Raw genomic sequence first — 23,432 nt, forward strand, 5'->3', positions numbered from 1 at the left:
GCCGCTCCTCTCTGTCGTGATGCACGATCACGCACGAGGCCGCTCGAGGCAACCGCTACGACGACAGATCTCCCGCGCGCTCGGTCGAGAGCGGCAGCTCGACGCAGAAGGTCGAGCCCCGGCCGACCTCGCTCGACACGCGAATTCGGCCGCCGTGCGCCTCGACGATGGTGCGGGTGATGTAGAGGCCGAGCCCGAGCCCCCCGTAATGCTTCGACGAGACGCCGCGGCGAAATCGTTCGAAGAGCTGGGCCTGCACTTCGGCCGGGATCCCGATCCCACCGTCCGTCACCGAGAGCCGCGCGACCCGATCTTCCCGGGTGATGGCGATTTCGATCGGCCGGCGTTCCCCGAACTTGATCGCGTTGGTGAGGAGGTTGGTCACGACCTGCTCCAGGCGGTGCGGGTCCCACCGGCCGATGACCGGCTGCTCCGCGCGCACGGCGACCGCGCTGCCTGACTGCGCGATCTGATCGCCGAGGTGGGCGACGACCTCGTCGACGAGCGCGCGCAGCTCGACGGGCGCTGTGTCCAGCTCGATCCTCCCCGCCTGGATCCGGGAGACGTCGAGGAGCATATCGACGAGGTCGGTGAGGCGCTTGGCCTGGCGGACAGAGAGGGCGACCGCGGATCGCACGCGCTCGACGTCCATGCCCTGCGCGAGCCTTCGCCCCAGCGATTGAATGGCGAGCTGCAGGCTGGTGATCGGGGTGCGGAGCTCGTGCGAGGCGATAGAAAGGAAGTCGTCCCGCAGGTGCACGGCCTTCTCCGCTGCCGTGCGCGCCCGCCGCTCGTCCAGGAGGAGCCGATCGCGCTGCTGCTCGGCGCGCACGCGCGCGGTGATGTCCCGGAAGCTCCAGACCCGCCCGACCACGCGCCCGCCGAGGCGCTGGGGCTGCGAATAACGCTCGAAGACGCGCCCGTCCGCGAACGGGATGACATCGAAGCCGGACTCCTCGGGCGAGGCATAGAGAGCGCGGATCCTTTGCAGGAACGCCTCGGGATCGAGGACCTGGTCGCAGACGAACGTACGGAACGTGTCGTCCGACCCGGTGGAGAGGATCTCGTCCGGGATGCGCCACATCGCCGCGAACCTGTGATTCTGACGCACGACGCGCTGCTCGAGGTCGACGACGAGGATGCCGTCCGTCGTCGATTCGAGCGTGGCCTCGAGGAGCGAGTAGGAATGGCGGAGCACCTCCTCGGCGCGCCGCCGCTCCGCGTTCTCCTGCTGCAGATCCGCATAGAGGCGCGCATTCTCGATGGAGTTGGCCGCCTGGGCCGAAAGGAGCCGGATCACCTCGACGCGATCGGGGGTGAAGGCAGAGCGGGTGAGGTCGTTCTCGAGATAGATCACGCCGGCGAAGCGGCCCTTGTAGACGATGGGCGCGGCGAGCGAGGAGCGCGGCGCACCGCCGGCGAAGCAGGGATCGCGCCCGAACGGCCCGTCGATCGCGAGGTCGTCGAGCAGGACGGTCTCGCGCGTCCGCGCCACGTACGTGACGACGCTGTCCGGCAGGTCCTTGCGGCCCTCGAGGGGCGCCGCGCCGAGCACGTGGACCGACGCATCCCGGATGTGGTGCTCGGCCTCGACGACGAGCCGTCCGTCACGCAGGAGCAGGAGGACGCCGCGCCGCGCGCCGGCGTTTTCGACCATGATGCGCATGAGCGCGTCGAGCAGGCGGTCGAGGACGATCTCGCCCGAGATGGCCTGGGAGGCCTTGAGCACCGAGCCGACGTCGAGCGCGGCGCCGGCCTGCGGGCTCCTCTCGCCGCGGAGGCTCTCGCCGGGGACGAGGTCGGGGTACGCGCGCTCGAGGCGCCGCATCGCCTCCGTCGCGCCCCAGCGGCCGTACGCCCTGTGCGCCTTGGTGAGGTAGGCGCCGGCGATGGTGGTCTTGCCGAGCGCGCGGAAGCAGAGGCCCGCGAGCTCGTTGCCGAGCGCCTCGTCGTGGAGATAGCCGCCGCGCTGCGCGAGCGCGATCGCCTCGTCGTAGCGGTCCCCGGCGGCGCGCGCGTCGCCGCGGGCGCGCTCGAGCTCGGCGAGGAGGAGGGCGCGGCGGTGCGCCACGTTCTCCGGGCAGAGGTCCGCCCAGCGCGAGAGTTTTTCGGCGGAGACCTCGGCGCGGGCGAGGAAGAGCGCGCGCTCCTCTGGGGAGACGACGTCCGCCGCCTGCGTGAACGCGATGCCTGCGTAGCAATGGAACGCGGGGTTGCCATGCCATGCCGCCACGGCCGGGATTTCGATGTTCGGCAAGAGCGCGGCGCGCGCCGCTTCCTCGAACGCCCCCTGGAAGACGCAGAGGACGACGATGTAGAAGTGGGCGAAGAAGAACGAGGCCTGGTTGTCGATGCGGCGGGACTCCTCGATCACCTCGTCGATATCGACCCACGTCCCCTTGAGCGTGGCGGGGCGCTCGGCCTCGACCGAGAGCTGCTGCGCGATCTGTCCGACCGCGCCGACCGCCCAGGTGATGGCATTGAACTCGTCGAGCTTGCGCATCGGCTGGTAGCTCTGCGCCTCGGCGAGGAGGTCGGAGAGCGGGAGGCCGCGCAGGAGGCTGTTCGTGATGCCATTGACCGTGTTGTAGAACGACCAGATGTACTGGCCCGTCTCGAGCCCGGCGTGCATCCCGGCGACCAGCGACGCCTTGCAGGCGGCGTAGCCCTCTCGCCAATGCTGCACGAAGGCGCCCCACATATTGCAGAGCATCGCCTCGGACTTCTTGTCCGTGTAGCGGTCCGCGAGGTCGATGGCGGCGCGGCCGAAGCGGTGGCCGAGCGCGATGTCGCCGCGGGCGCAGAGGAGCATCCCGAAGTTCATGCAGCCGAAGATCGAGTTCTTCGAGAGCCCGTGGCGCAGCGTGTTCTCGAGGATCTTCGCGACCGTGATGCCGAGGTTGTTCGTGGCCAGGAAGTAGCAGGGGAGAAAGAGCTCCTGGAGCACGTCCTGCATGGCGAGGATCTCCGGGTTCGCGAGCGGCGGCAGGCCTGGCAGCGCCTCGAGCGTCCTTTCCCGGACGAGATCCATCGTCGCCCGCACCTGGGCGTCGAGCATGACGTCGTCCGGGAAGGGAGGCAGGTCGATCCCGAACGGGCGCAGGGCCTCGAGCCCCTCCGCGAGCGCGGCTGGCAGGTCGTTCTTGAGCACCTGCACGTTCATCTTGAGCCGGAGCACCTCGGTGCGATCGAGCCGGCTCGCGGCCCGCTCCAGGCCGTCGGAGAGGATCGCGAGGGCGTCGTCATGCCGGCCGCAGAGCGAGAGCATCAGGGCGGTTCTCTTCGCGTACTCGAGGCGGAGCGGGTACTGTGACGCCCAGGCGTCCTCCGGAAGGCGCAGGAGGCCGAGCTGCAGGTAGTGCAGCGCGGCGCCGAAGGCGGCCGAGTCCTCGGCGCGGCATGCGGCCTCGAGGCTCATGCGGGCGAGGTGCAGGCGCTCCACGGGGTCCGACACGAGGTCGCCTGCGCTGTTCAGGTGGCCGACGACGTCGAAGAGGCTCTGGCTCTCCGAGAGATCCAGCTTGTCCGCGAGCAGCCGGCCGATCCGGAGGTGGAAGGCCGGTCGGTCGGCCTCCGGGATCATGGCGTAGGCGCCCTCCTGGACCTTGTCATGGGCGAAGCGGTAGCCGCCGCGCCCGGCGATCACGAGCCCCTCGCTCATGGCGGGATCGAGGCGGGCGTACGCGTCTTCCGGCGAGCACTCGTTCACCACGGCGAGCACGTCGAGGTCGAACCGGTTGCCGATCGCCGCGGCCAGGTTGAGCGACTTCACCGTCGCCGGCGGCAGGCGCGCGATGGTGCGCACCATGAGGTCTGCCACGTTGTCCGTGTACCCGAGCGCGTCAATCGACGCGAGGTCCCAGCGCCAGCCTGATCCGGCTGCGTACGCCAGGGCGCCGTGGTCGTGCAGCGACCGGACGAACTCCTTGACGAAGAACGGGTTGCCGCCGGTCTTTTTCTGCATCGCATCGGCGAGCGGCCCGCAGTCGCTGCGCTTGAGGCTATCCGAGAGCATCTCGATCAGGTGCGGGCGCGCGAGCGGGGCGAGGGCGATGTCGCGCACGACGAGCCCGGCTTGCTCGAGCTCCTCGATCGCCAGGACGAACGGGTGCTCGGGCGATACCTCGTTGTCACGGTAAGCGCCGCAGAAAAAGAGCGCATCGAGCGAGTCGTCGGCGAGGAGCGCGCGGAGCAGCCCGAGGCTCGCGGGGTCGATCCACTGAAGATCGTCGAGGAACAACACGAGCGGGTGCGTGCGCCGCGCGAACACCGAGACGAACAGCAAGAAGCACCGGTTCAGGCGGTTTTGCGCCTCGATCGGGCCGAGCGCCGGGACGGGCGGCTGCGGGCCGATCAGGTGGGAGAGCGACGGGATGACGTCGCAGACGACCTGCGCGGTTGGCCCGAGCGCCTCGAGGAGCGCGCTCCGAAAGCGGAGGATGCGCGCATCGCTCTCGGTGAGGATCTGCCGCACGAGGCCGTCGAACGCCTGGATCACCAGGCTGTAGGGCGCGTCGCGGTTGTATTGGTCGTATTTGCCGCTCGTGAAATAGCCCTTCTGCCGCGCGAGTGGCTTCAAGATCTCGTGCACGAGCGAGGACTTCCCGATCCCCGAGTAGCCGGAGACGAGGACGATCTCACGGCTCCCCTCGAGCGCGCGCACGAACGCGGCGGTGAGCGCCTCGATGTCCTGCTCGCGGCCGTAGAGCTTCTGGTGGATCCGGAAGAGGTCCTGACGATCGCGCTGGCCCGCGACGAATGGCTCGATCGTCCCCGTGCCGCGCAGGGCCTCGCGGCAGCGCTCGAGGTCGGCGAGCAGGCCCTCGGCGCTCTGGTAACGCTCCTCGGTGTTCTTCGCGAGCAGCTTGAGCACGACGTCGGAAACGGCCTCGGGGATGGTCGGGTCGACGCGGGACGGCGGCGCGGGCGCGAGGGCGAGGTGCGCGTGAATCAGCTCCATCGGGTCCAGGGCCTCGAAGGGGCGCTGACCCGTGAGCATCTGGTACAGGATGACGCCGAGCGCGTAGAGGTCGGTCCGGTGGTCGACGCCGCGGTTCATGCGGCCTGTCTGCTCGGGGGAGACGTAGGGCAGCACGTCGGCGATGACCGCCGGCGCGTAGAGCCGTTCGTGCGCGTGGGTGACCTCGGCGTCGACGCCGAAGCCATTGATCTTGACCGCGCCGCGCGCGCCGACGAGCACGTTCTTCGGGCGCAGATCGCGGTGGACGAGCCCGGCCGCGTGCACCGCGGCGAGACCTTCGGCGAGCGCGGCCGCGAGATCGAGCGCCTCGCCGACCGGCATCCTGCGTGACGGGCGCGCGGCGAGGATCCGCGCGAGATCGCGGCCCGGGAAGTCCTCGAGGACGACGATCAAGGAGCCGGCGAGCGCCTCGACGCCGCGCAGCGCGACGAGGCGGGGCGAGGCGATGCGCGCGATGCGCTCGTACTGGTGCTTGAAGCGCGCGATCTCGGCGCCGGTCGATCTTTCCGCGCGCAGGACTTTCAGCAAGACCGGAACGTCGTCGCCCTCGCGGCACGCGCGGTACAGGGTAAAGTCGGCGGTTTCCTCGATCTTCTCGCGGAGCGCGTAGCCTCTCTCGACGATCATCGAAAACCTTGCTCGCTCGCTCGTCAATGCGACGCACGACAACCAGTCACTTGTATATTCCAAAGGGTGTGACCTGGCACCGGCGGAGTTTGGCCCACGCCCAGCTCGTGCGACTCTTGGGTGTGCAGGCGCGTGAGGTCGTCAGGAAACTCCGAACGCCGCGCTGGAGTCCGGACGCTCGGCGCACCCCTTGGCGTCGCCGCTGGCTCCAGCGGACCAGCCGAATGACGCATGGTACGCCGATTTCAAGGGGGATCGTCGATGACGTCTGGGAGCTGCACTACGGCCCGGTTCTGCTCGCGCCGGTCACCCTCAAGAACAAGGAGCTGCAGCTGGTCAGGGCGCGGTGACCTGCGCGAACTCACGCCGACGATCTCGACGTAGGGCGCCATCAGGATAGACGGAGGCGCCGTGCTCGGCGCTCGCTCACCTCGGTCATCTCACCTTCCCGGGCGCGGCTCCAGCCGGAGCCACACGCCGCCAGACGTGCGCAGCGTGGTCGCGACGTGCAGCCGCGTCGTCCGCCCCGGCACCGCGCTGACCCGGTAGCGCTGGAGGAGCCGGGCGAGGATGAGCTGCCCTTCCATGAGCGCGAACTCCTTGCCGATGCACTGCCGCGAGCGCAAGCGGCAGCCTGGGGACGTCCGCGAAGGCGGGCCGCCTGTCGCCGAGCGCCGCGTCGACCTCTGCCGCGAGCGCTTGCAGGAGGTCGGGGTTCTCGACAAGAAAGTGGAGCGCCCACGCGAGGGCGACGGAGGTCGTCTCGTGCCCGGCGAGGAACATCGACACCGCCTCGTCCCGCAGCTGCTGGTTGGACATCTGCTCGCCGGTCTCGGCGTCCACCGTGGCGAGCAGGATCGAGAGCAGATCGCCGCCCCGCCCCGGCTGCGCGCGGCGCTGCGCGATGAAGCGAAACACGTGCTGCTGCGGGAAGTCGGACGGGAAGCGAACCGCCATGGAGGTTTTTCTGCTGAACCAGGGAACTTCCCGCAGTTGTGCTATCTACCTGCGGCGTCCTCCAGCGCCACGACGATGTCGCCGAGCGGCGCAGCGAGGTGGAGCCACGCCTCGCCGCCCACGCGCAGCACGGCGAGCACGTCGTCCGCCCGGCCGCAGAACGCGCCCAGCGAGCGGGCCGGGCCGCCCTCGTCGACCGCGAGCACGGCCACCTCGTTGTCTGCGCGCGCCACGACGACGAGCACACCCGTATTGGTCGCGCCCAGCCAGACAGGGCGGCCGCCGAGCGCGACGTTCCGGGGAGCGCCGCGCTTCGGCGCCTCGTACAGGAGCCCGCGCGGAACGTCGCAGCCCCAGAACGAGCGCAGCCGCAGCGCGGCCGGCAGCGGGCCGCCGAATGCCTCGTAGGCGTCGCAGGCGTCGTAGCCGGGGTCGAGCGGGAGCAGGTCGGCGTCGTTCGGGACGAGGCGGGCGAGCGCCGCGTCGCGCGCCTCCGTGAAGCGTGGCAGCGCATGGCGAAGGCGTAACGCCGGCAGGCCACAGAGCGGTCGCAGGGCTGGGCGAGACTCATCCTCTTCCGTCACAACGCAGCGCCTGCCGCTCGGGTCGAGCAAGAGCACCGCGCGATTGCGGATCGCGAGGGGTGTGTCTGGCCTGAAGACGGGGCACACCTCGAGGACCCCGTGATCCTTCTTCAGCCGCACGAGCCTCCAGCCGTCGATGGCGAAAACCCGGTTGCCATCCGTGCAAAGGCGGCGATAGGACGACGACGTTGCGGCAATGAGGGTCGCCCCCGGAGGAACGAGCGCACCTCCTGACGCCGAGCCTGCGGGCGCTTGGCCGCGTCCTGGCTCGGGGCGCGGTACGGCTACACCGTGCGCGGTGAGCCAGGCGCGGAGCGCGGCAGGCGCGTCCACGTGCGCGGCGGTATCCCACGCAAGCTGGATCGATAGGTCAGCACCCACGCGCAGCGCGGCGATTGGCCGCCCATGGCGCTCGAGCTCCACCGTGACCGGCCCCAGCGTGTCCTCCTCTAGTAGATCTGCGCCCTCGCCGTGCGGAGGCGTATTCCCGCGGAGGCGAAGCAGCGGGCGAAGCGCGTCGAGCTCGGAACGAGGGACGCGAACGCGGCGGCGATCGTTCGCGACGAGCCACGCCGCCGTCGCGCTGCCGAGGGCGCGGTCCACATCCGCTTGCTGCGGAGGCGGCGAAGGCAGGATGGGCCATACAGGCATAGGGCTATCGCTTCGGCGCTGTGGGCACGTACTTCCCGCCGTGCACCGTTGGGTTGTTCGGTGTGCCGCTCATCGTGCCGTAGTAGAGGTGACCCTGCTTGTCGGTGATGTACTCCTTGTCTTCGATGACGAAGTCGGAGCCGTCACCCTGCTTCGCGGTCGGAGACCAGAAGTTGTACCACGGCCGCGGCTTGACGAAGGTGATCGGATGCTTTGTCATCGGCGTTCCCCTCCGCGCCGCCCCGGGATCATCGGCCAGAGCGCCCCACACCGTCGCTCCCGTCTGATTTGCAATTCCCTGGGTGATGCTAGGCGCGTCGTTCTCTCCGGGAGTCGCGCCGTTGCATATGGTAGTGTCCACGCGCACGCCCTTGCCCTTGAACCCCGCCTTGTTGAGCTGCATGCCGATCTCGTCACCCGTGGCGTAGCCACCCTTCTTGCCCTTCCACTGTGCGCGTCCAGGCGCTCCATGCGTCGTGACGAATACATGGTTTTCATTGGCATCAATCATGTTCGCGTTCTTTCCCGTCCCCGAGAGCCTCTGCCAGATTGAGGGTGACTTGCCGAGCTTGTCGCTCCGGATGACCTTCGCGTCCGGATACTGCGCCTTCATTTGCCGGATGGTATCTTTCATCACGGGATCGCCCGGCGATCCATTGATAATCGTCAGCAGTCCGAGCGGATCGATGAAGATCGTCGGGTTCGGGACGTACCCCACGTCCTGCAGCGTGGAGAGGAGGGCGAGCGGATCGGGCGTCAGGAAGACGTGAAGATCCGGCGCATAGTAACGATGCCTGTTGTAATGGAGGCCCGTCAGCTCATCGGCGCGCTGCCCCGCGAAGCGCAGCTGCCCAGGCTGCCCCGTCCTCGACGCCACCTCGCCCCACGTGCTCATCTCGATCGTGGAGCACTGCAGATCCGGCGCCGCGTAGAGCCACGGCGCCGCCGCGGCGTCGGTGAGCACGAGCTGCCAGGCGCCGTCGGGCCCGCTTTCCAGGAGCGGCGTGAAGCCATCGTCCGCGAACACGCGCCGCACAGGCGCGCCCGAGGAGGGGAGCTCCTCGACGATGCTGTTGCCGTCCCAGCCGAACCAGACGCTCGTGCCGTCGTTGAAGCCCACAGCCAATCGGCGGCCGAACGGATCGTACAGATAGCGGATTTCGAGCCCGTCGCCGCGCACCGCTTGGATCAGCTGGTTGTTCTCGTCATAGCGGTATTGCCAGCTCTGCAGCGGATCGTCCGCATGCCGCGCCGCCAGTCGGCCGGCGCTGTCCCAGCTCAGGCGAGCTCGCCCGTTCGCGATAGGCCGCCCATCGCGCCCGAGGGCGAAGGGCACGTCGGCTGGCACGGCGGTGCCCTGCGGCGCGTAGGTGAACCGTTCGCGCACCTCGAGCCCCTCGGCTTCGACCGGCCTCCCCATCACGTCGAGGGCATAGCGGCGGGAGCCGCGCTGCGCATCGATGATCCTGGCGAGCGGGCCCAGCCGGATCCATTCGAACGCTCGCGCCTGCCGCTCGGCGCCTTTCGCCCACGCGATGTTGCCGGATGCATCGTACTCGCGCTCGTACCGCTCGCCGGCGGGGTTCTCGATCCATCGCAGGCGCAGGAGCCCGTCGTATCCGAAGCGGAAACGACCGCCGTCCGGGCGGATCCGCTCGACGAGCGCGCCTGCGACATAGCGGCTCGTCGTGATCGCGCCCTCGGTGGTGCGCTCTTCGATGATCTGTCTCATCGCGTCGGTCACGAAGGTAGTGCGCCTGCCGTTCTCCTCGACGATCTCCGCGACCTCGTTCCGGCTGTCGTAGAAGAGCTCGTAGGTCTGGCCGCTCTCGCCCTTGATGCGCACGGGCAGCCCCCACAGATCCCACGTGTATTCGAAGGTGACGCCGATCGTGTCCACGTGGCGCGCGAGGTTCGCGTGCGCGTCGTACGAGAACGTCTCGGTGGCGCCGCCGGGATGGTCGACCTGGGTCACCAGGCCCGCGGCGTTCAACGACCATGTCGTCACGCGGCCTGCCTCGTCGACCTGCTCGATCTTTCCGCGCTCCCCTTCGCGCTGGATCGTGCGCGCGCCATCCTCGTGGATGGTGATGGACTGCTGTGCCCCGTCGTCGTAGCGCCGTCGCAGCGCCGCGCCGCCGGGCTTGCGATGCCGGTGAGGCGGCCGAATACATCGTATTGCCTCCGCCGCGTCCGTCCTGCCCATATCGCGCCTCCCTTGCGGTAGTTGCGCGCGTTGTCACGCAGGACGTGCTGCGCGTGCCTCGGGTGGTTCAGCGCGACGATCCGCGCGAGCCCGAGATCGATTGTGTACAGATCGCCGAGCTGCTCTCTCGCCGAGACGAGGTAATCGAGCCGATCCTTGAGCAGGTGCGGGAGCACGCCGACGAGCGGAAAGCCACGCGCCGACGGCGGCGCGCTCGCGCGGGCGGTGGCGCGGGCGGGTGTGCTGGAGAGAAGATCCGGCTGCATCATGGCCTCGTCAAGGTAAGGGGCGTATCCGAAGGAAGGGCGGTATCCGAGCCGCTCGGCGGACGGGGCGCCCGCTGCGCTGATCGGACGAGAGTACATGCGCCCGGACCCCGGCGACGAGGACTTTGGAAAGGCTCCTTCACAGCGCGTCCTCGCCGCCCACAGTGTGGACGCGCGAGGCTCACGCGACGGCGTGGGCGGCCGAGGGCCGATGTCCTCGGACGGCGGATTCCTACGCTGTCACGCCATTGCGCGCCGCGAGGTGCCGCTCGATGTGGCCTATCGCCGCCGCCGCGCCGTCCTCGCCGCGGATCTTGCGTCCGAGCTCCTCGGCGCGCTGCTTCATGCCGGCGTCGGTCGCGGCGGTCCGGATCGCGGCCGCGAGCGCGTCGGCGGTGAGGCGTGGCCGCGGGATGGCGCGCGGGCCGACGCGGAGCTCCTCGACGCGGCGCCCCCAGAAGAGCTGGTCCGCGAGGTGCGGGACGACCACCGCGGGCCGCCCGGCGCGCAGGCACGCGGCCACGGTGCCCGCGCCGCCGTGGATCACCGCCGCGGCGACGCGAGGATAGAGCCAGTCGTGCGGCGCGGCGTCGATCCGGAGGATCGTGTCGGGCAGCGCGATGTCGCCGAGCCCGGCCCAGCCGGAGAGCAGGATGGCGCGCTGGCCGCTCCGCGCGACCGCGTCGACGAGGAGCCTCGTCGTGGCGCCGGGATCGTGGGACGTCATGCTGCCGAAGCCGAGGGCGATGGGCGGCTCGCCCGCCGCGAGGAACCGCTCGAGGGCCTCGGGCGGCCTGTACGCTTCGCCCTCGTCGAGGAACCAGTAGCCCGTCGTGTGGTAGCTGGGCGGCCAGTCCGGCGGGTGCGGGACGACGTGGGCGCTGTAGCCGTGGACGACCAGCATGCGGCGCAGCGCGGCCATGTACGTTCGCCGATCCTGCGGCGGCAGGCCGAGCCTCTGCCGCACGCGGGCCGTCACGCCGCCGTACCAGCGCCACACCGTCGGCTCGATCAGGAGCTTGCCGAACAGGAGGTTGAGCACGCTGTCGCGGCGCGGAACGGGGGCGGCGAGCGCGGTCGGCCCGTGGCGCGTCGCCAGGATGGAGGGCTGGAGCGGCATGCTGACCTGCACCGCGCCGGAGGCCTCGGCGATGGAGGCCGCGTACGTGTCCGAGGTGAAGCTGCTCAGGATGAGCTCGGCGCCCTCGCAGGCGCGCAGGGCGTCGTCGGCCATCTCCGCGCCGAAGCGGTCGATGATCCGCTGCAGGATCTTCGACTGGGCCATCGGGTTCGTGCCGCGCGACACCCACTCTTTGCCGAGGTCGCTCTCCATGATGTCGACCGAGTCGACGCTCGCCGGGATGGCGGCGAGCCCGTGCGCCTCGATCCAGGGCTGGAAGCTCTTGCCGGCGAGGACGCTGACGGCGTGGCCGCGGGCCGCGAGCGCCTTGCCGAGCGCGATCGCGGGCTGGACATCGCCGCGGCTGCCGAGGGCGAGGACGGTGGTCTTCACGGGGCCGCCTCGCCTCAGAGCGCCTTCCAGGACGCGTCGCCCGACGGCAGCCGCGGCGGCTCGACCGACAGGATGTAGTCGACCCGGCGGTTGCGCGGCTCGTCCACCTGGTCCGCGGTCTTCACGAGCGGCGCCGACTCGCCGAGCCCCTCGAAGGCGATGGGGAGCTTCACGCCGCGGCCCTTGAACCAGGCGGCGATCGCGCGGGCGCGCTTCCGCGACAGCGTAAGGTTGTGCTCCACGCTGCCGACCGTGTCCGTGTGGCCGACGATGAACAGCGTGATCTTGCCGAGCTCGCTGGTCTTCGCCACGACCTCCGAGATCTTCTGGAGGCTCGCCTCCAGCTTGGGCACCTCGGGGGCGCGGATGACGTCGGAGTTGGTCTCGAACTGCACCTCTTCGTGGGGGATGCTCACGTTCCAGGGGATGATCGCGATGCCCGCCCAGTAACCCTCGGTGTCGTAGCCGTACACCTCGATGCGCGCGACCGGCTCGTCGCTCGAGGGCGACCAGCTCACGGCGAGCGGCGAGCCGGCGGCGGCCCCGCCGAACGGCTTCTCCTCTTCGGCCAGGACCGCGCCCGACTGCCCGAGGACCTTGATGCGCACCTTGCTGGCGGCGCGCGACAGCTTCACCTCGATCTGGCGGCCCTTGAGGTCCACCTTGGACCTGTCGATCGTCACCTCGAGCGCGGGCGGCCTCGCTGGTGCGCTCTGCGCGGGCGGGGGCGAGGGGCCGTCAGCGCGCGCGGCGGCGGGGGCGAGCAGGGAGGCGGCGAGGAGCACGGCCGGGGCATGGCGCATGGGGATCCCCATCTCTGGAGGGTGAGGGAAATGCAGGAAGACGTCCCCGAGCATACCAAAAGGCGCGCGTGGTGGAGCGGCGGGGTGACGTGCTGTGTGCTCGCGGCGCGAGCCGCCCTGCGCGCCGGCCTGCACCGGTGTAGGGTGTACCGTCGAGCGTCGAGCGCGCTCCGGCAAAGGCGCCGGAGATCCTGCTGAACGGCGTTCCACGTCACATGGCAGTCACCATTTTCGACCTCTTCAAGATCGGTATCGGGCCCAGCAGCTCGCACACGGTCGGGCCGATGCGCGCGGCGCGCATGTTCGCGGTGGATCTCGACGAGGCGGGCCTGCTCGCCCGCACCGCGGCGGTGTCGGTGGAGCTGTTCGGGTCGCTCGGCGCCACCGGCCGCGGCCATGGCAGCGACAAGGCCGTGATCCTCGGGCTCATGGGCGAGACGCCGGACGGCGTGGACGTCGAGCGGGCGGGCGCGATCGTCGAGGGCGTGCGGCAGAGCGGCCGGCTGTCGCTGCTCTCCCGCCACGAGATCGGCTTCCAGGTGAAAGGACACCTGGCCTTCCTGCACCGGAGCCTGCCGTTTCATCCGAACGGCATGCGCTTCACGGCGCTGGACGAGGGGGGCGCGCCGCTCCGCGCGCGCGTGTATTACTCGGTGGGCGGCGGCTTCGTGGTGAACGAGGCGGCGGCGAAGGGGGAAAACCCGATCGAAGCGGACACGACGCCGCTGCCGTATCCGTTTCACAGCGCCGCGGATCTGCTCGCGGCGTGCGCGGCGAGCGGCCTGTCGGTAAGCCAGGTCATGCTGGAGAACGAGAAGGTCTTCCGCCCGGAGGCGGAGACCCGGGCGGGCCTCCTGCGGATCTGGGGGGTGATGCAGGAGTGCGTGCGGCGCGGCTTCCGGGCGGAGGGCGTGTTGCCCGGCGGCCTCAAGGTGGTGCGCCGCGCGCCGGCGCTGTACCGCAAGCTCATCGAGAGCCCCGAGGCGGGGCTCCGGGATCCGCTGACGGCGATAGACTGGGTGAGCCTCTACGCGCTCGCGGTGAGCGAGGAGAACGCCGCCGGGGGCCGCGTGGTCACGGCGCCGACGAACGGCGCCGCGGGGATCATCCCGGCGGTGCTGCACTATTACCGGCGCTTCGTGCCGACGTCGACGGACGAGGGGGTCATCCGCTTCTTGCTCACGGCGGGCGCGATAGGCATTCTCTACAAGGAGAACGCGTCGATCAGCGGCGCGGAGGTGGGGTGTCAGGGCGAGGTGGGCTCCGCGTGCTCGATGGCCGCGGGCGCGCTGGCCGAGGTGCTGGGCGGCACGCCGGAGCAGGCGGAGAACGCGGCCGAGATCGCGATGGAGCACAACCTCGGATTGACGTGTGATCCCGTGGGCGGGCTCGTCCAGGTGCCGTGCATCGAGCGCAACGCGATGGCCGCGATCAAGGCGATCAGCGCGGCGCGCATGGCGCTGCACGGGGATGGGGCGCACTTCGTGAGCCTCGACAAGGTGATCAAGACGATGCGCGACACCGGGGCAGACATGGAGTCGAAGTACAAGGAGACGGCGCGCGGGGGGCTCGCGGTCAACGTGCTCGAGCTGCCGGTGGAGGTGGGGGTCAATTTGCCGGAGTGCTAGCGCTCCTCCTGGGCAGCGCCGTGCCTCCGGCATACCCATCGACGAACTCTTGCAGCTTTCGCATCTGGTACGTCCGCACGAGCGCCCTGAGCTGCTCGAGCCACGGGCCGAGCCGCGGGTCGGTTTCCTCCATCCGCACCGCTTCCGCCACCACGTTCCGGACGCGCCCCGACGCCACGAGCCGCGATAGAAGGGCAAGCTCCTCGGCCGAAGGCGGCACCAGCGGACCCTTCTCCCTCGCCGCCGCGACAGGGGCCTTCTCCTCGGCGTGAATCCATTCCACGCCGAGGAAGCGGTGGATCTTGTCGAAGAGCTCGCCCGCTTGCACGGGCTTGTGCAGGGAGTCGTTCCAGCCGGCGCGGACGTCCTCCTGCTGTTCGGCTCCGGACACGTTCGCGGACGAGATCAGGATGACGACCTCGCCGAGCTCGGGCATCTGCCGCAGGCGGCGCGTGGCCTCATGGCCGTCGATGCCCGGCATGACCAGGTCCATCAAGACGAGCGCCGGCCTCCGCTCCATGGCCAGCCGGAGCGCCGCCTCACCGTCTTCGGCCTCCACGACCTCGAAGCCGATCGGGACCAGCAAATCGCTGATCAGGGCACGGTTATGCGGGTTGTCGTCCACGACGAGGATCGTGCGGCGCTCTCCGCGATACCCGGTGATCGTATGCCATCCGAGGGCCTTGTCGGCGCTCGCGGAGGCGGGCCCCTCCGCGAGCGCGAGCGTCACCGTGAAGGCGCTGCCTCGGCCGAGCTCGCTCTCGACCTCGATCGTGCCGCCCATCTGGTCGACGATTCTCTTCGTGATGGCGAGGCCGAGCCCTGTGCCGGCGCTCTTCGCCTTGTGATCTCCGACCTGTTCGAAGGGATCGAAGATGCGCGAGACGTGCTCCGCGGCGATCCCGGGGCCCGTGTCCTCGACCCGGAACCGCAACGTGCTCCCTTCACCGGGGCCGCGCTTCAGCGCGTCGACGACGAGGGCGATGCTTCCTCGCTCGGTGAACTTGATGGCGTTGCTGAGGAGGTTCAACAGCACCTGCGTCAGGCGCTTCTCGTCGCCGTAGAACGCGGACGTCGTTCCGCCGCGTATCTCATGGGTGAAGGCGATGCCCTTCTGGTCCGCGCGCACGCGACACAGATCCACCACCGTGCGCACCAGGGCCTGGAAATCGAACTTCGTCGCGACGAGATCCATCTTGCCGGCCTCGATCTTCGCGAGGTCCAGCACGTCTTCCAGCAATGAAAGGAGATGCTCGCCCGATTGCTTGATGACTTGCACCCCATCACGGCTCTTCAGGGAGAGCTCGGGCGCGCGAGAGAGGACCTGGGCATAACCGAGGATGCCGTTGAGCGGCGTGCGCAGCTCGTGGCTCATGCTCGAGAGGAAATCGCTCTTCGCCCGGTTCGCCCGATCGGCCGCCTCCTTGGCGATCTGGAGCTCGGCCGTGCGCTCCTTGATCTTGGCCTCCAGGTCCCGGTACAGGACGGCGTTCTCGACGGCAATGGCCGCCTGCGAGGCCAGCACCGACAGGAACTCCACCCGCGCAGGAGGGAACGCCGACGGCACGTCGCGGTGCTCGAGGTACAGCACGCCCACGAGATGGCCCCTGTGCGTCAAGGGCAGGGCCAAGAGCGAGCGCACCGCGCGAGACGCGAGGTAAGGGTCGACGGCGAAGCGCGCCTCGCTCGCCGCATCGCCCGTCACCACCGGCTCGCCCGTGCGGGCCGCATACTGCACCATCGTCACCGGCACGTCGTGGCTCTGCTCGAGCGGCTCCGACAGCCCCGTCTCGATGCGAGCCCCCTCCACCGACAGCCGCGCCACGACGGAGAGCGCTTCCCCTTCGCGGAGCACGAGGGCGCCGCGCTGCGCCCCCGCGTTCTCCAGGAGCAGCTCCATCAGCCGGCCCACGACGCGCTCCGGGTCGAGCTCGCTCGAGAGCGCCTGCGCCGCGCGCACCGCGGTGTTCACGTCGAGGCTCGCGCCCGCGGAGGCGCCTGTGGTCGTCGTGGTCCCCGCCGCCGTCATCGTGCGCTCGACAGCCGCCCCGTGCATGGACGCCCTGAGCAAGGCAGGGTATCTCGCGTTCAGGTGGGCGACCACGTTGACCGCGCCCCAGCGCGCATAAGCGTCGCGAGCCTCGCGCAGGTACATGCCACCGATGTGGCTCGTGCCCGTTTGCAGTCGGAACTCGGCGGCGAGCTGGATCGCGAGCGCCTCGATGTGCAGGAAGCGGTGCTCGCGCGCGTGCTCGATGGCCTCGTCGTACCTGGCGATGGCCTCTTCGGTCTTGCCGAGGACGCGGGCGTACTCGGCCTCGACGAGGCGCAGCTTGTGGAGGAAATTCGGCGCACAACCCTCCGCGAAGTAGCGCATCCGCTGGAGGCCGTGCTCGAGGTGCTCCCGCAGCCGCGCCTGCTCCTCGGCGCCGGCGGCGTCATGCCAGCACTTCGCCGCTGAAAGCGCGAGGTAGAACGCGACATCCGTCGCCTGCGGCATGCCGAGGATGTCTGCTCGAAACTGGTCTGCCTCCCGCGCCCGGGATAGCGCTCGCTCCCACCTGCCAGTGACACAGAACAGATAGACTTCCAGGGTCCGAGCGAGCCCTCCCGTGAACCCGTCCCCGTCGGCCAGGAGGGAGAGCGAACCTCGCGGCAGCGGCTCGTCTTTCAGGAGCTTCGGGGCGCCGTCAGGGGTCGTCAGCACCTCACAATAGGACGCGACCGCCTCGAAGTGGTGCCTCCCCACGGCGTCCCCCGCGCGCTGCACGAGATCCCAGCGAGCCTTGATGTGCGCGTCGAGCTGGCCGAGCGGCATGCCGCGCCAGACGCGGTAATAGAGCAGATCGGACAGGAGGCCCCAGCTCGTGCCCGTGAACGAGCCGATCTTCAGGCCGGCCGCGATGGCTTGTTCATAGAAGACGCCCGTCTCGTCGATAGGCCTGGAATAGAGCAGGTAGATACCATGGAGCACCAGACACTCGGGAAGCATCGGGGACCCCACGCGCTCCGCAGCGCGTACCCCGGGCTCGGTCCAGCGCAAGGCGCGGCGATACATGCCTGTGGCCACCGACCACACATTGGAGAAGCTGCTGATCATGAGGGCGGCAGCCGGCGTGAGGGCCCCCCGTCGCACCGCCTCGGAGACAATGCGAACGATGATGAGCGTGTAGAGCATCGGCCGGCCGCCGTAGATGGAGCAGAGCTGCGTCCGCGTCATCAGGTCGTCGATGAGCCGGTGCTCCGGGGACTGATCGGGCGGCATCCGATCGAACGCGCCGAGGTCCTGCTCCAGCCATCGATCCAGCGCGGCGGACTCCTCGACGAGCGCCGGCTGACACGCTTCGTCGGTGTCGGGGAAGGTGAAGCCCCGCTCCGCGAGCGCCGCGATACCAAGCCCGATCCCCCGCGCATACTGGCCCGCCGCCAGGCAGCAGCGGACTCGGATCTCCTGCGCCGACAGCCAGGGCACCACCCCGAGAGGCCTCGCGAGCAAGTCGAGAGCGCGCGCTTCGACGTCGTCGAACTCTCGCAACAGATACGCCGCCTCCAGGTGCTCCAGCGCTATCTCCACCGACAGCGCTCGCTCCTCGTTGTTGGCTCGCTCGCCGAGGAGCGCCCGCGCGTTCTCCAGCAGGCTGGCCATCAGTCGATGGGAGCTCGCGGCCTTCGCGACGCGAGCGGCCTCCAGGTTCAGCCGCGCGACGTCATTGAGCTCCTCCGCGGACGTGAGCCGCGCCGCGCCCTGGTTCATGTGCCGCGCGAGCTCCAGGAGCTGCTGAGCCGTGCCCCCCTCTGCTCGATACCGCGCCCAGAGCCGCCGGCCGATCTCGAGGTGCGCGAGGACGCGCTGCTCCGGCGAGATCCGCTCGTAGCTCGCCTGCTGCACGCGATCGTGCAAGAACCGGTACGTAGCGTCCAGCGCTCCGTCGCCCACCCCTCCAAGCGCCTGCGCGGGGCGATAAGCCCCGTCGACCGGCACGACCAGCTCCTCCTCCAGCGCCGGCCATAACGCCTCCGTCACCCGGGCGCACGCCCACCCGCTCAACCGCTCCAGATCGTGGAGATGGAACGTGTGCCCTGCGCATGCGGCGAGCCCCATGAGCTGCTGCGTCGCGTCCGGCATGTCTCGCACTTTGTCCGTCAGCAGCGCCACCACGTTGTCGGTGATCTGCGCTCGCTCCAGATCCGCCTGGTTCCAGCGCCATTCCCCGCTCTCGGCGTCCCTCACCAGCAGCTCCTGCCGGTGCAGGGAGAGCAGCAGTTGCTCCAGGAAGAACGGGTTTCCACGCGTCTTTTGCCACTGCACACGCGCGAGCGGCTCCACGCGCCTCGGCTCGGTCTCGAGCGTGCGCGACACCCACTTTTGCACCTGCTCTTCCGACAGGGGGCCCACCGTGAGCCTCGATACCCTGGCCTCGCTCGCCTCCACCGCCTCCACGAGCTTCCACAGCGGGTGCTCGGGCGGTGTCTCGTTGTCACGGTAGGCTGCGATCACCAGCAGCGACCTTCGCTCCACGTCCGTCAGCAGCGTCTGCAGGATGATCAGCGTGGCGCTGTCTGCCCACTGCATGTCGTCCAGGAACATGACGAGCGGCGGGTTCGGCGCCGTGACGGTGCGAACGAAGTTCAGCCACGTCAGCTTCTGCCGATTGAGCACCTGCTCGCCCTCCACCGGCGGCACCGGCGGCAGCTTGCCCATGACGAGGTCGAGCTCCGGCACCACATCGGCGATCAGCCGCGCGTTGTCCCCGACCTCGCTCCGGATCCGATCCTGCCATGTCTCCAGGACCGTCTTCGGGCTCGAGAGCCATTGACGCATCAGCCCCCCGAACGCCTGCGCCATCGCGGCGTACGGCGTCGACCGCGCGAGCTGGTCGTGTTTGCCCGCGATCAAGAGGCCGCGCCCCGCCTTCGCGATGTCGTGGTAGACCGTGCGCACCAGCGCCGTCTTGCCGATGCCCGACGGTCCGCCGACGAGCAAGAGCTCCGCCGCGCCCCGCTCGGCGCGGGCGAACGATTCGCCTACCCGCTCGACGTCCTGCTCCCGCCCAACGAGCACCTGCGGCAACCGCAGCTTCCGTGAGAAGTCCTTCTCTCCAAGCGGGAAGGGCTCCACCGTACCACGCTCGTGGAGCGCGCGGAGCGCCTCCTCCAGGTCCTCCGCCGCGCCTCTGGCCGTCTGGTACCGCCGCTCGGGATCCTTCGCCAGGAGCTTCGCTATGATCGCCGACACGGCGGCCGGCACCTCCGGTGCGATCGTATCGAGCGGAGGCGGCTTCTTGGCGAGATGCGCGTGCACCAGCGAGAGCGGATCGCGGTCCGTGAAGGGCCGCCGCCCGGACAGCGCCTCGAAGAGCGTCACGCCCAGCGAATAGAGATCCGTGCGCGTATCGAGCGCGCGCGCCGTGCGCCCCGTCTGCTCCGGCGAGATGTACGCCAGCGTCCCCTCCAGCGCTTCGGGAATGCTGGCCTCGGTCGCTTCCTGGGACAGCAGCGAGGCGATGCCGAAGTCGAGCAGGGTGACCTGCTCGTACGTCTCATCCACGAGCAGGTTCTGCGGCTTGATGTCCTTGTGCATCACACCGGCGGCATGCACGCCCTCGAGCACCCGAGCAAGGCGGCGCCCGAGCCGCAGCCCGGCCGCCACCGGCAAACGCCCCTGCCTGGCGAGCACCTGATCGAGCGAGCTCCCTCCAGGGTTCTCGAGCACCAGCGCCGCCGTGCCATTCCGCTGCTCGAACGCATGCACGCGCGCCACGCCGGGCACAGCCGCGAGGTACCGGAGCACCTGATGCTCGTGGACCAGCCGCCCCATGACGCGCGGGCTCGGCACCTCGGCGAGCGGAAACTTGATCGCCACCTGCGCGCCCGAGGGGAGATGCACCGCGCGACAGACGCGCGTCTCGCTTCCTTCGTAAGCGATATCCCCCAGCGCATACTCCGTCAGTTCCATGCCCGAACCCCTCCCCTGTATCTGCACCGCGGCACGATAGCCGAGTGCGCGCTAAACTAGCCTGGGCAGGGCAACGCAAGTCAATGCAATTGTGAACGATGCTTCGCGACTGCCACCTTTGCGCACCCCACGCGCGTGCGCGGGCGCACGCTGCCTACGGCGTTTCCAGGTCGTGACCAGCGTCACGCGAGGCCGCATACGTCGGCACACGTACAGTTCGATCTGCCCTGGCCTCATCGACGTGAAGCGAGTTACAGATACGTCGTGTCAGCGCTCAGCAGGGATCGTCGGAGCCGCGCTCCTCGGAGCGACGCTGCATGCTTGGCCCTTTACAGTCGTCGCGCGCCTTGATAACGTCCACGCCGCGTTTTTCAGGCACTGGGGGGAAGATTTTGACGCAATTCAATGGTTTCGTGGTCGCGGTCGACGACAACCCCGCCAACCTCGACACGCTCCTCGACGTACTGTCGGGCGAGCATCTGGACCTCGCCGTCGCCACGGATGGCAACATGGCGATCAGCTTGATCGAGCGCGAGCAGCCGGATCTCGTGCTCCTCGACGTCATGTTGCCAGATATCGACGGCTTCGGGGTGTGCAGGCGCTTGAAGGCCAACCCGCAGACCGCCGACACCCAGGTCGTGTTCATGACCGCCTTGAACAATCGGGAGCACCGGTTGCAGGGGTTGAAGGCGGGCGCCGTGGATTACATAAGCAAGCCCTTCGATACGGAGGAGCTCCTTGCGCGGATACGCCCGCACATCGCCGTCCGGCGCATGACGCGAGCATTGCAGGAGAAGAACGCCAGCCTGGAGTCGGAGGTTCGGCAGCGCGTCGCCGTCGAGGCCGCGCGCGAGGCGCTCCTCGCCGAGCTCATGACCCGTACGGACGAGCTGCGCGAGGCCAAGGAGGGGCTCGAGCGCGAGCTCGTCGAGAAGGGGCACGCGAACGCGGAGAGGACCGCGCTGCACGAGCAGATCATCGCCGCGCAGCGCAGCCGGCTCCTCGAGCTCTCCACGCCGCTCATTCCGATCACGGATCGCATCCTGGTCATGCCGCTCATCGGTACGATGGACAGCGACCGGGCTCAGCAGGCCAACCATGCGATGCTCCACGGCGCGAGCAGCCGAGGCGCCGAGTTCGTCATCATCGATATCACCGGCCTCAAACATGTGGACGAGCGCGTCGCCGCCATGCTCCTCGTCGCGGCCAGCGGCCTGCGGCTCCTGGGGACGCGCACGGTGATCACCGGGATAGGCTCGGAGGTGGCCCGAACGCTCGTGCAACTCGACGCACCGCTGCAAGGCATCGTCACGAAGGGCACGCTCCAGGACGGCATTGCCGTCGCGATGCATGCCTCCCGTCATCGAGGATAGGACCTCTGCTCTGCCGGAGGCTCCCGGCCGCCTGAAGCCGAACGCGCGTCAGCTGTCCCTCTTCTTGTCTTTCGGACGAGGGCTCGCGAGCGACGCCCAGGCGTCAGGTCAGCCCCGTCCAGCGCCGGACCGACGCGGGAGAGGTGTTGATTCATTCACGGCGCGCTCCGGCGCCGTGCCAGGCGCGCGTCGAAGGACCAGCGCCCCGCGCCGACGACGACGAGAAAGAGCGCACCCAGCAGCATCGCCCAGTCCGTCCTCGCCTCGTGGGCCATGCTCCAGAAGCCGTATTGCGGCAGCTTGCGCACGTGGAAGCCGAGGATGTCTCGGCCGAGCAGGATCGGAAGCTTGGTCGAGAGCAGCGCCACGACCATGTCGATGACGAGCAGAGCGGCGGCGAACCGGGTCAGGAGCCCCGCGAGCACGAGCGCCCCGCAGACGATCTCGACCACCCCTACGAAAGGTCCCATGGCTTCCGGCCAGGGGATGCCGATCTTGACGAACCGTCCGGCGCCGAGCTCCGCTGGATAGATGAACTTCTGGAGCCCTTCGGACAAGAAGACGGCCCCGACCGAGAGACGGACAAGGAGCGTCGCCGCAGGCGCCTGGGAATCGAGCATCTTGCGCAGGTGTTTCATTATTCATTCCAGCCCTTGTCGAGGGAGTGTCTATGTGGATCTTCCAGAGGCCCACCCGGATCTCACGATGCGCCGTCGAGATCATGGTTCGAAGCGCGTAGGCCATCGTCGTAATCTCGTCAACCTGGACACGCCGGTCGCTGAGGTCGCCGAGCTCGAGGCGGCGCTCGGGATGGCCGACCTCGCGCGCTTCACGCCAGCATAGGCGAAGGTGCGACGGGAGTGCTCGGGCTTCGCGACCGCCGCGCGGCGATGTGGCCGGCGGCGTGATCGTCGACCATAATGCCCACGTGTTGTATGTCCGCCACGTGCCGGGTCCGCCGCTCTCGGCGCACGTCGCCGAGCTCTGGTACCTTTCGGCTGCTCCGCCTCACGCGGCCGAGCGCATCCTGCCTTCCGGTACCCTCCAGCTGGTCGTCAACCTCGACCAGGACGAGGTTCGCGTCTACGACGGCCCCGCCATTCGCCGCTACTCCGGTGCCGTCGTGTCGGGCGCGTACCAGTCCTCCTTCGGCGTCGACACACGCGAGCACGCGTCGATGGTCGGGGTCCAGTTCCGCCCCGGCGGCGCGTGGCCGTTCCTCGGCGCGCCGCCCGGCGCGCTGACCGACACGCACGCCGACCTCGCGGAGCTCTGGGGGCAGCGAGCGGCGGAGCTCCGCGACCGCCTGTGCGCGGCGCCGGAGCCGCGCGCTCGCTTCGCGCTGCTCGAGCGCGCGCTGCTCGACCGCCTTTCGGTTGCGCGCCCCGGTCATCCCCTGGTGCCGCACGCGATCGCGGCGCTCGAGGGAGGCGAAAGGCGCGTCGCCGACGTCGCGGCCACGCTCGGCATCAGCCACCGCCGGCTCGTCGACGTGTTCACCGCCGAGACCGGCCTCGCCCCGAAGACCTTCGCCCGGATCACACGCTTTCGGCGGGCGCTCTCGCAGGCCGAGAGGGAGCGCGAGCCGGACTGGGCCCGGCTCGCTGCCGTGTCAGGGTTCTGCGACCAGTCGCACCTGATCCGCGAGTTCGTGGCGCTGTCCGGCAATTCGCCGACCGCGCTCATCGCCCACTCCTCCCGCGAACGCGTCAAGTTGCACCACATCGCCCTCGCCGCGCCAGCCGCGCTGGATGGGCCGCGCGGAAGGGACCGGCAACACGCGCGATCCCGATGCGTCCCGACCCGATGACCGCGAAGGATCAGCGCGGTGTCGGGACGCATCGCGGCGCTACCGGCGACGAACCCGGTCGCCTCCGAGTCGTCATG

Annotated in this window: 13 protein-coding genes and 1 pseudogene; 4 read left to right on the forward strand and 10 right to left on the reverse strand. The window is 69.5% G+C overall.

What is annotated here, in order from left to right; translation table 11 throughout:
• Positions 1–55 precede the first annotated feature (55 nt).
• Positions 56–5,608, reverse strand: a complete 5,553-nt coding sequence (locus tag WME82_RS10325) for an AAA family ATPase (RefSeq protein ID WP_438042677.1) — start codon at positions 5,606–5,608, stop codon at positions 56–58.
• Positions 5,609–5,832: 224 nt separating this feature from the next.
• On the opposite strand from WME82_RS10325, the gene WME82_RS10330 reads away from it, so the two are divergent.
• A complete protein-coding gene (locus WME82_RS10330; RefSeq protein ID WP_438045042.1) occupies positions 5,833–5,958 on the forward strand; it encodes a hypothetical protein in 126 nt (41 codons plus the stop codon).
• A gap of 90 nt (positions 5,959–6,048) precedes the next feature.
• Here the strand turns inward: WME82_RS10330 and WME82_RS10335 are convergent, their stop codons facing one another.
• The 7 genes and pseudogenes from WME82_RS10335 to WME82_RS10365 form a co-directional block, all read right to left on the reverse strand.
• The gene (locus WME82_RS10335; RefSeq protein ID WP_438044873.1) at positions 6,049–6,195 is read right to left on the reverse strand and encodes a hypothetical protein; all 147 of its coding nucleotides are present in this window, start codon (positions 6,193–6,195) and stop codon (positions 6,049–6,051) included.
• A 79-nt stretch (positions 6,196–6,274) separates the two neighbouring features.
• Positions 6,275–6,565, reverse strand: a pseudogene (locus WME82_RS10340) (cytochrome P450); the annotation flags it as partial.
• Between the two features lie 41 nt (positions 6,566–6,606).
• Positions 6,607–7,752, reverse strand: a complete 1,146-nt coding sequence (locus tag WME82_RS10345; protein WP_438042678.1) for a hypothetical protein — start codon at positions 7,750–7,752, stop codon at positions 6,607–6,609.
• A 52-nt stretch (positions 7,753–7,804) separates the two neighbouring features.
• Positions 7,805–9,808: an RHS repeat domain-containing protein gene (locus tag WME82_RS10350; RefSeq protein WP_438042679.1), complete on the reverse strand. Its 2,004-nt coding sequence runs from the start codon at positions 9,806–9,808 to the stop codon at positions 7,805–7,807.
• Positions 9,805–10,272 (reverse strand): hypothetical protein, encoded by a 468-nt coding sequence (locus tag WME82_RS10355; protein WP_438042680.1) that lies wholly within the window; start codon positions 10,270–10,272, stop codon positions 9,805–9,807. Before WME82_RS10355 ends, WME82_RS10350 begins: the two co-directional genes overlap by 4 nt.
• Before the next feature lie 232 nt (positions 10,273–10,504).
• Positions 10,505–11,785, reverse strand: a complete 1,281-nt coding sequence (locus WME82_RS10360) for a glycosyltransferase (RefSeq protein ID WP_438042681.1) — start codon at positions 11,783–11,785, stop codon at positions 10,505–10,507.
• Positions 11,786–11,799: 14 nt separating this feature from the next.
• Positions 11,800–12,588, reverse strand: coding sequence for an OmpA family protein (locus tag WME82_RS10365; protein ID WP_438042682.1), 789 nt, complete (start codon positions 12,586–12,588; stop codon positions 11,800–11,802).
• Between the two features lie 215 nt (positions 12,589–12,803).
• Between WME82_RS10365 and WME82_RS10370 the strand changes: the two genes are divergently transcribed.
• Positions 12,804–14,216 carry an L-serine ammonia-lyase gene (locus WME82_RS10370; RefSeq protein WP_438042683.1) on the forward strand — a complete coding sequence of 471 codons (1,413 nt, stop codon included), beginning with the start codon at positions 12,804–12,806 and terminating at the stop codon, positions 14,214–14,216.
• On the opposite strand, the gene WME82_RS10375 is transcribed toward WME82_RS10370, so the two are convergent.
• Positions 14,197–20,172, reverse strand: a complete 5,976-nt coding sequence (locus WME82_RS10375; RefSeq protein WP_438042684.1) for an AAA family ATPase — start codon at positions 20,170–20,172, stop codon at positions 14,197–14,199. The two genes, WME82_RS10370 and WME82_RS10375, sit on opposite strands and share 20 nt — an antisense overlap.
• A gap of 413 nt (positions 20,173–20,585) precedes the next feature.
• Between WME82_RS10375 and WME82_RS10380 the strand changes: the two genes are divergently transcribed.
• Positions 20,586–21,545, forward strand: coding sequence for a response regulator (locus tag WME82_RS10380; RefSeq protein ID WP_438042685.1), 960 nt, complete (start codon positions 20,586–20,588; stop codon positions 21,543–21,545).
• A gap of 155 nt (positions 21,546–21,700) precedes the next feature.
• Here the strand turns inward: WME82_RS10380 and WME82_RS10385 are convergent, their stop codons facing one another.
• Positions 21,701–22,183 (reverse strand): DoxX family protein, encoded by a 483-nt coding sequence (locus tag WME82_RS10385; RefSeq protein ID WP_437917372.1) that lies wholly within the window; start codon positions 22,181–22,183, stop codon positions 21,701–21,703.
• Between the two features lie 290 nt (positions 22,184–22,473).
• Here WME82_RS10385 and WME82_RS10390 point away from each other — a divergent pair, with 290 nt between their 5' ends.
• Positions 22,474–23,355, forward strand: coding sequence for an AraC family transcriptional regulator (locus WME82_RS10390; protein WP_438042686.1), 882 nt, complete (start codon positions 22,474–22,476; stop codon positions 23,353–23,355).
• Positions 23,356–23,432 lie beyond the last annotated feature (77 nt).

Source organism: Sorangium sp. So ce128 (assembly GCF_051525245.1).
GTDB lineage: Bacteria > Myxococcota_A > Polyangia > Polyangiales > Polyangiaceae > Sorangium > Sorangium cellulosum_B.

Coding starts and splice junctions, on each gene's coding strand:
- WME82_RS10330 (WP_438045042.1), top strand. CDS start 5,833: ATGACGCATGGTACGCCGATTTCAAGGGGGATCGTCGATGACGTCTGG.
- WME82_RS10385 (WP_437917372.1), bottom strand. CDS start 22,183: ATGAAACACCTGCGCAAGATGCTCGATTCCCAGGCGCCTGCGGCGACG.
- WME82_RS10365 (WP_438042682.1), bottom strand. CDS start 12,588: ATGCGCCATGCCCCGGCCGTGCTCCTCGCCGCCTCCCTGCTCGCCCCC.
- WME82_RS10375 (WP_438042684.1), bottom strand. CDS start 20,172: ATGGAACTGACGGAGTATGCGCTGGGGGATATCGCTTACGAAGGAAGC.
- WME82_RS10355 (WP_438042680.1), bottom strand. CDS start 10,272: ATGCAGCCGGATCTTCTCTCCAGCACACCCGCCCGCGCCACCGCCCGC.
- WME82_RS10370 (WP_438042683.1), top strand. CDS start 12,804: ATGGCAGTCACCATTTTCGACCTCTTCAAGATCGGTATCGGGCCCAGC.
- WME82_RS10335 (WP_438044873.1), bottom strand. CDS start 6,195: ATGGAAGGGCAGCTCATCCTCGCCCGGCTCCTCCAGCGCTACCGGGTC.
- WME82_RS10325 (WP_438042677.1), bottom strand. CDS start 5,608: ATGATCGTCGAGAGAGGCTACGCGCTCCGCGAGAAGATCGAGGAAACC.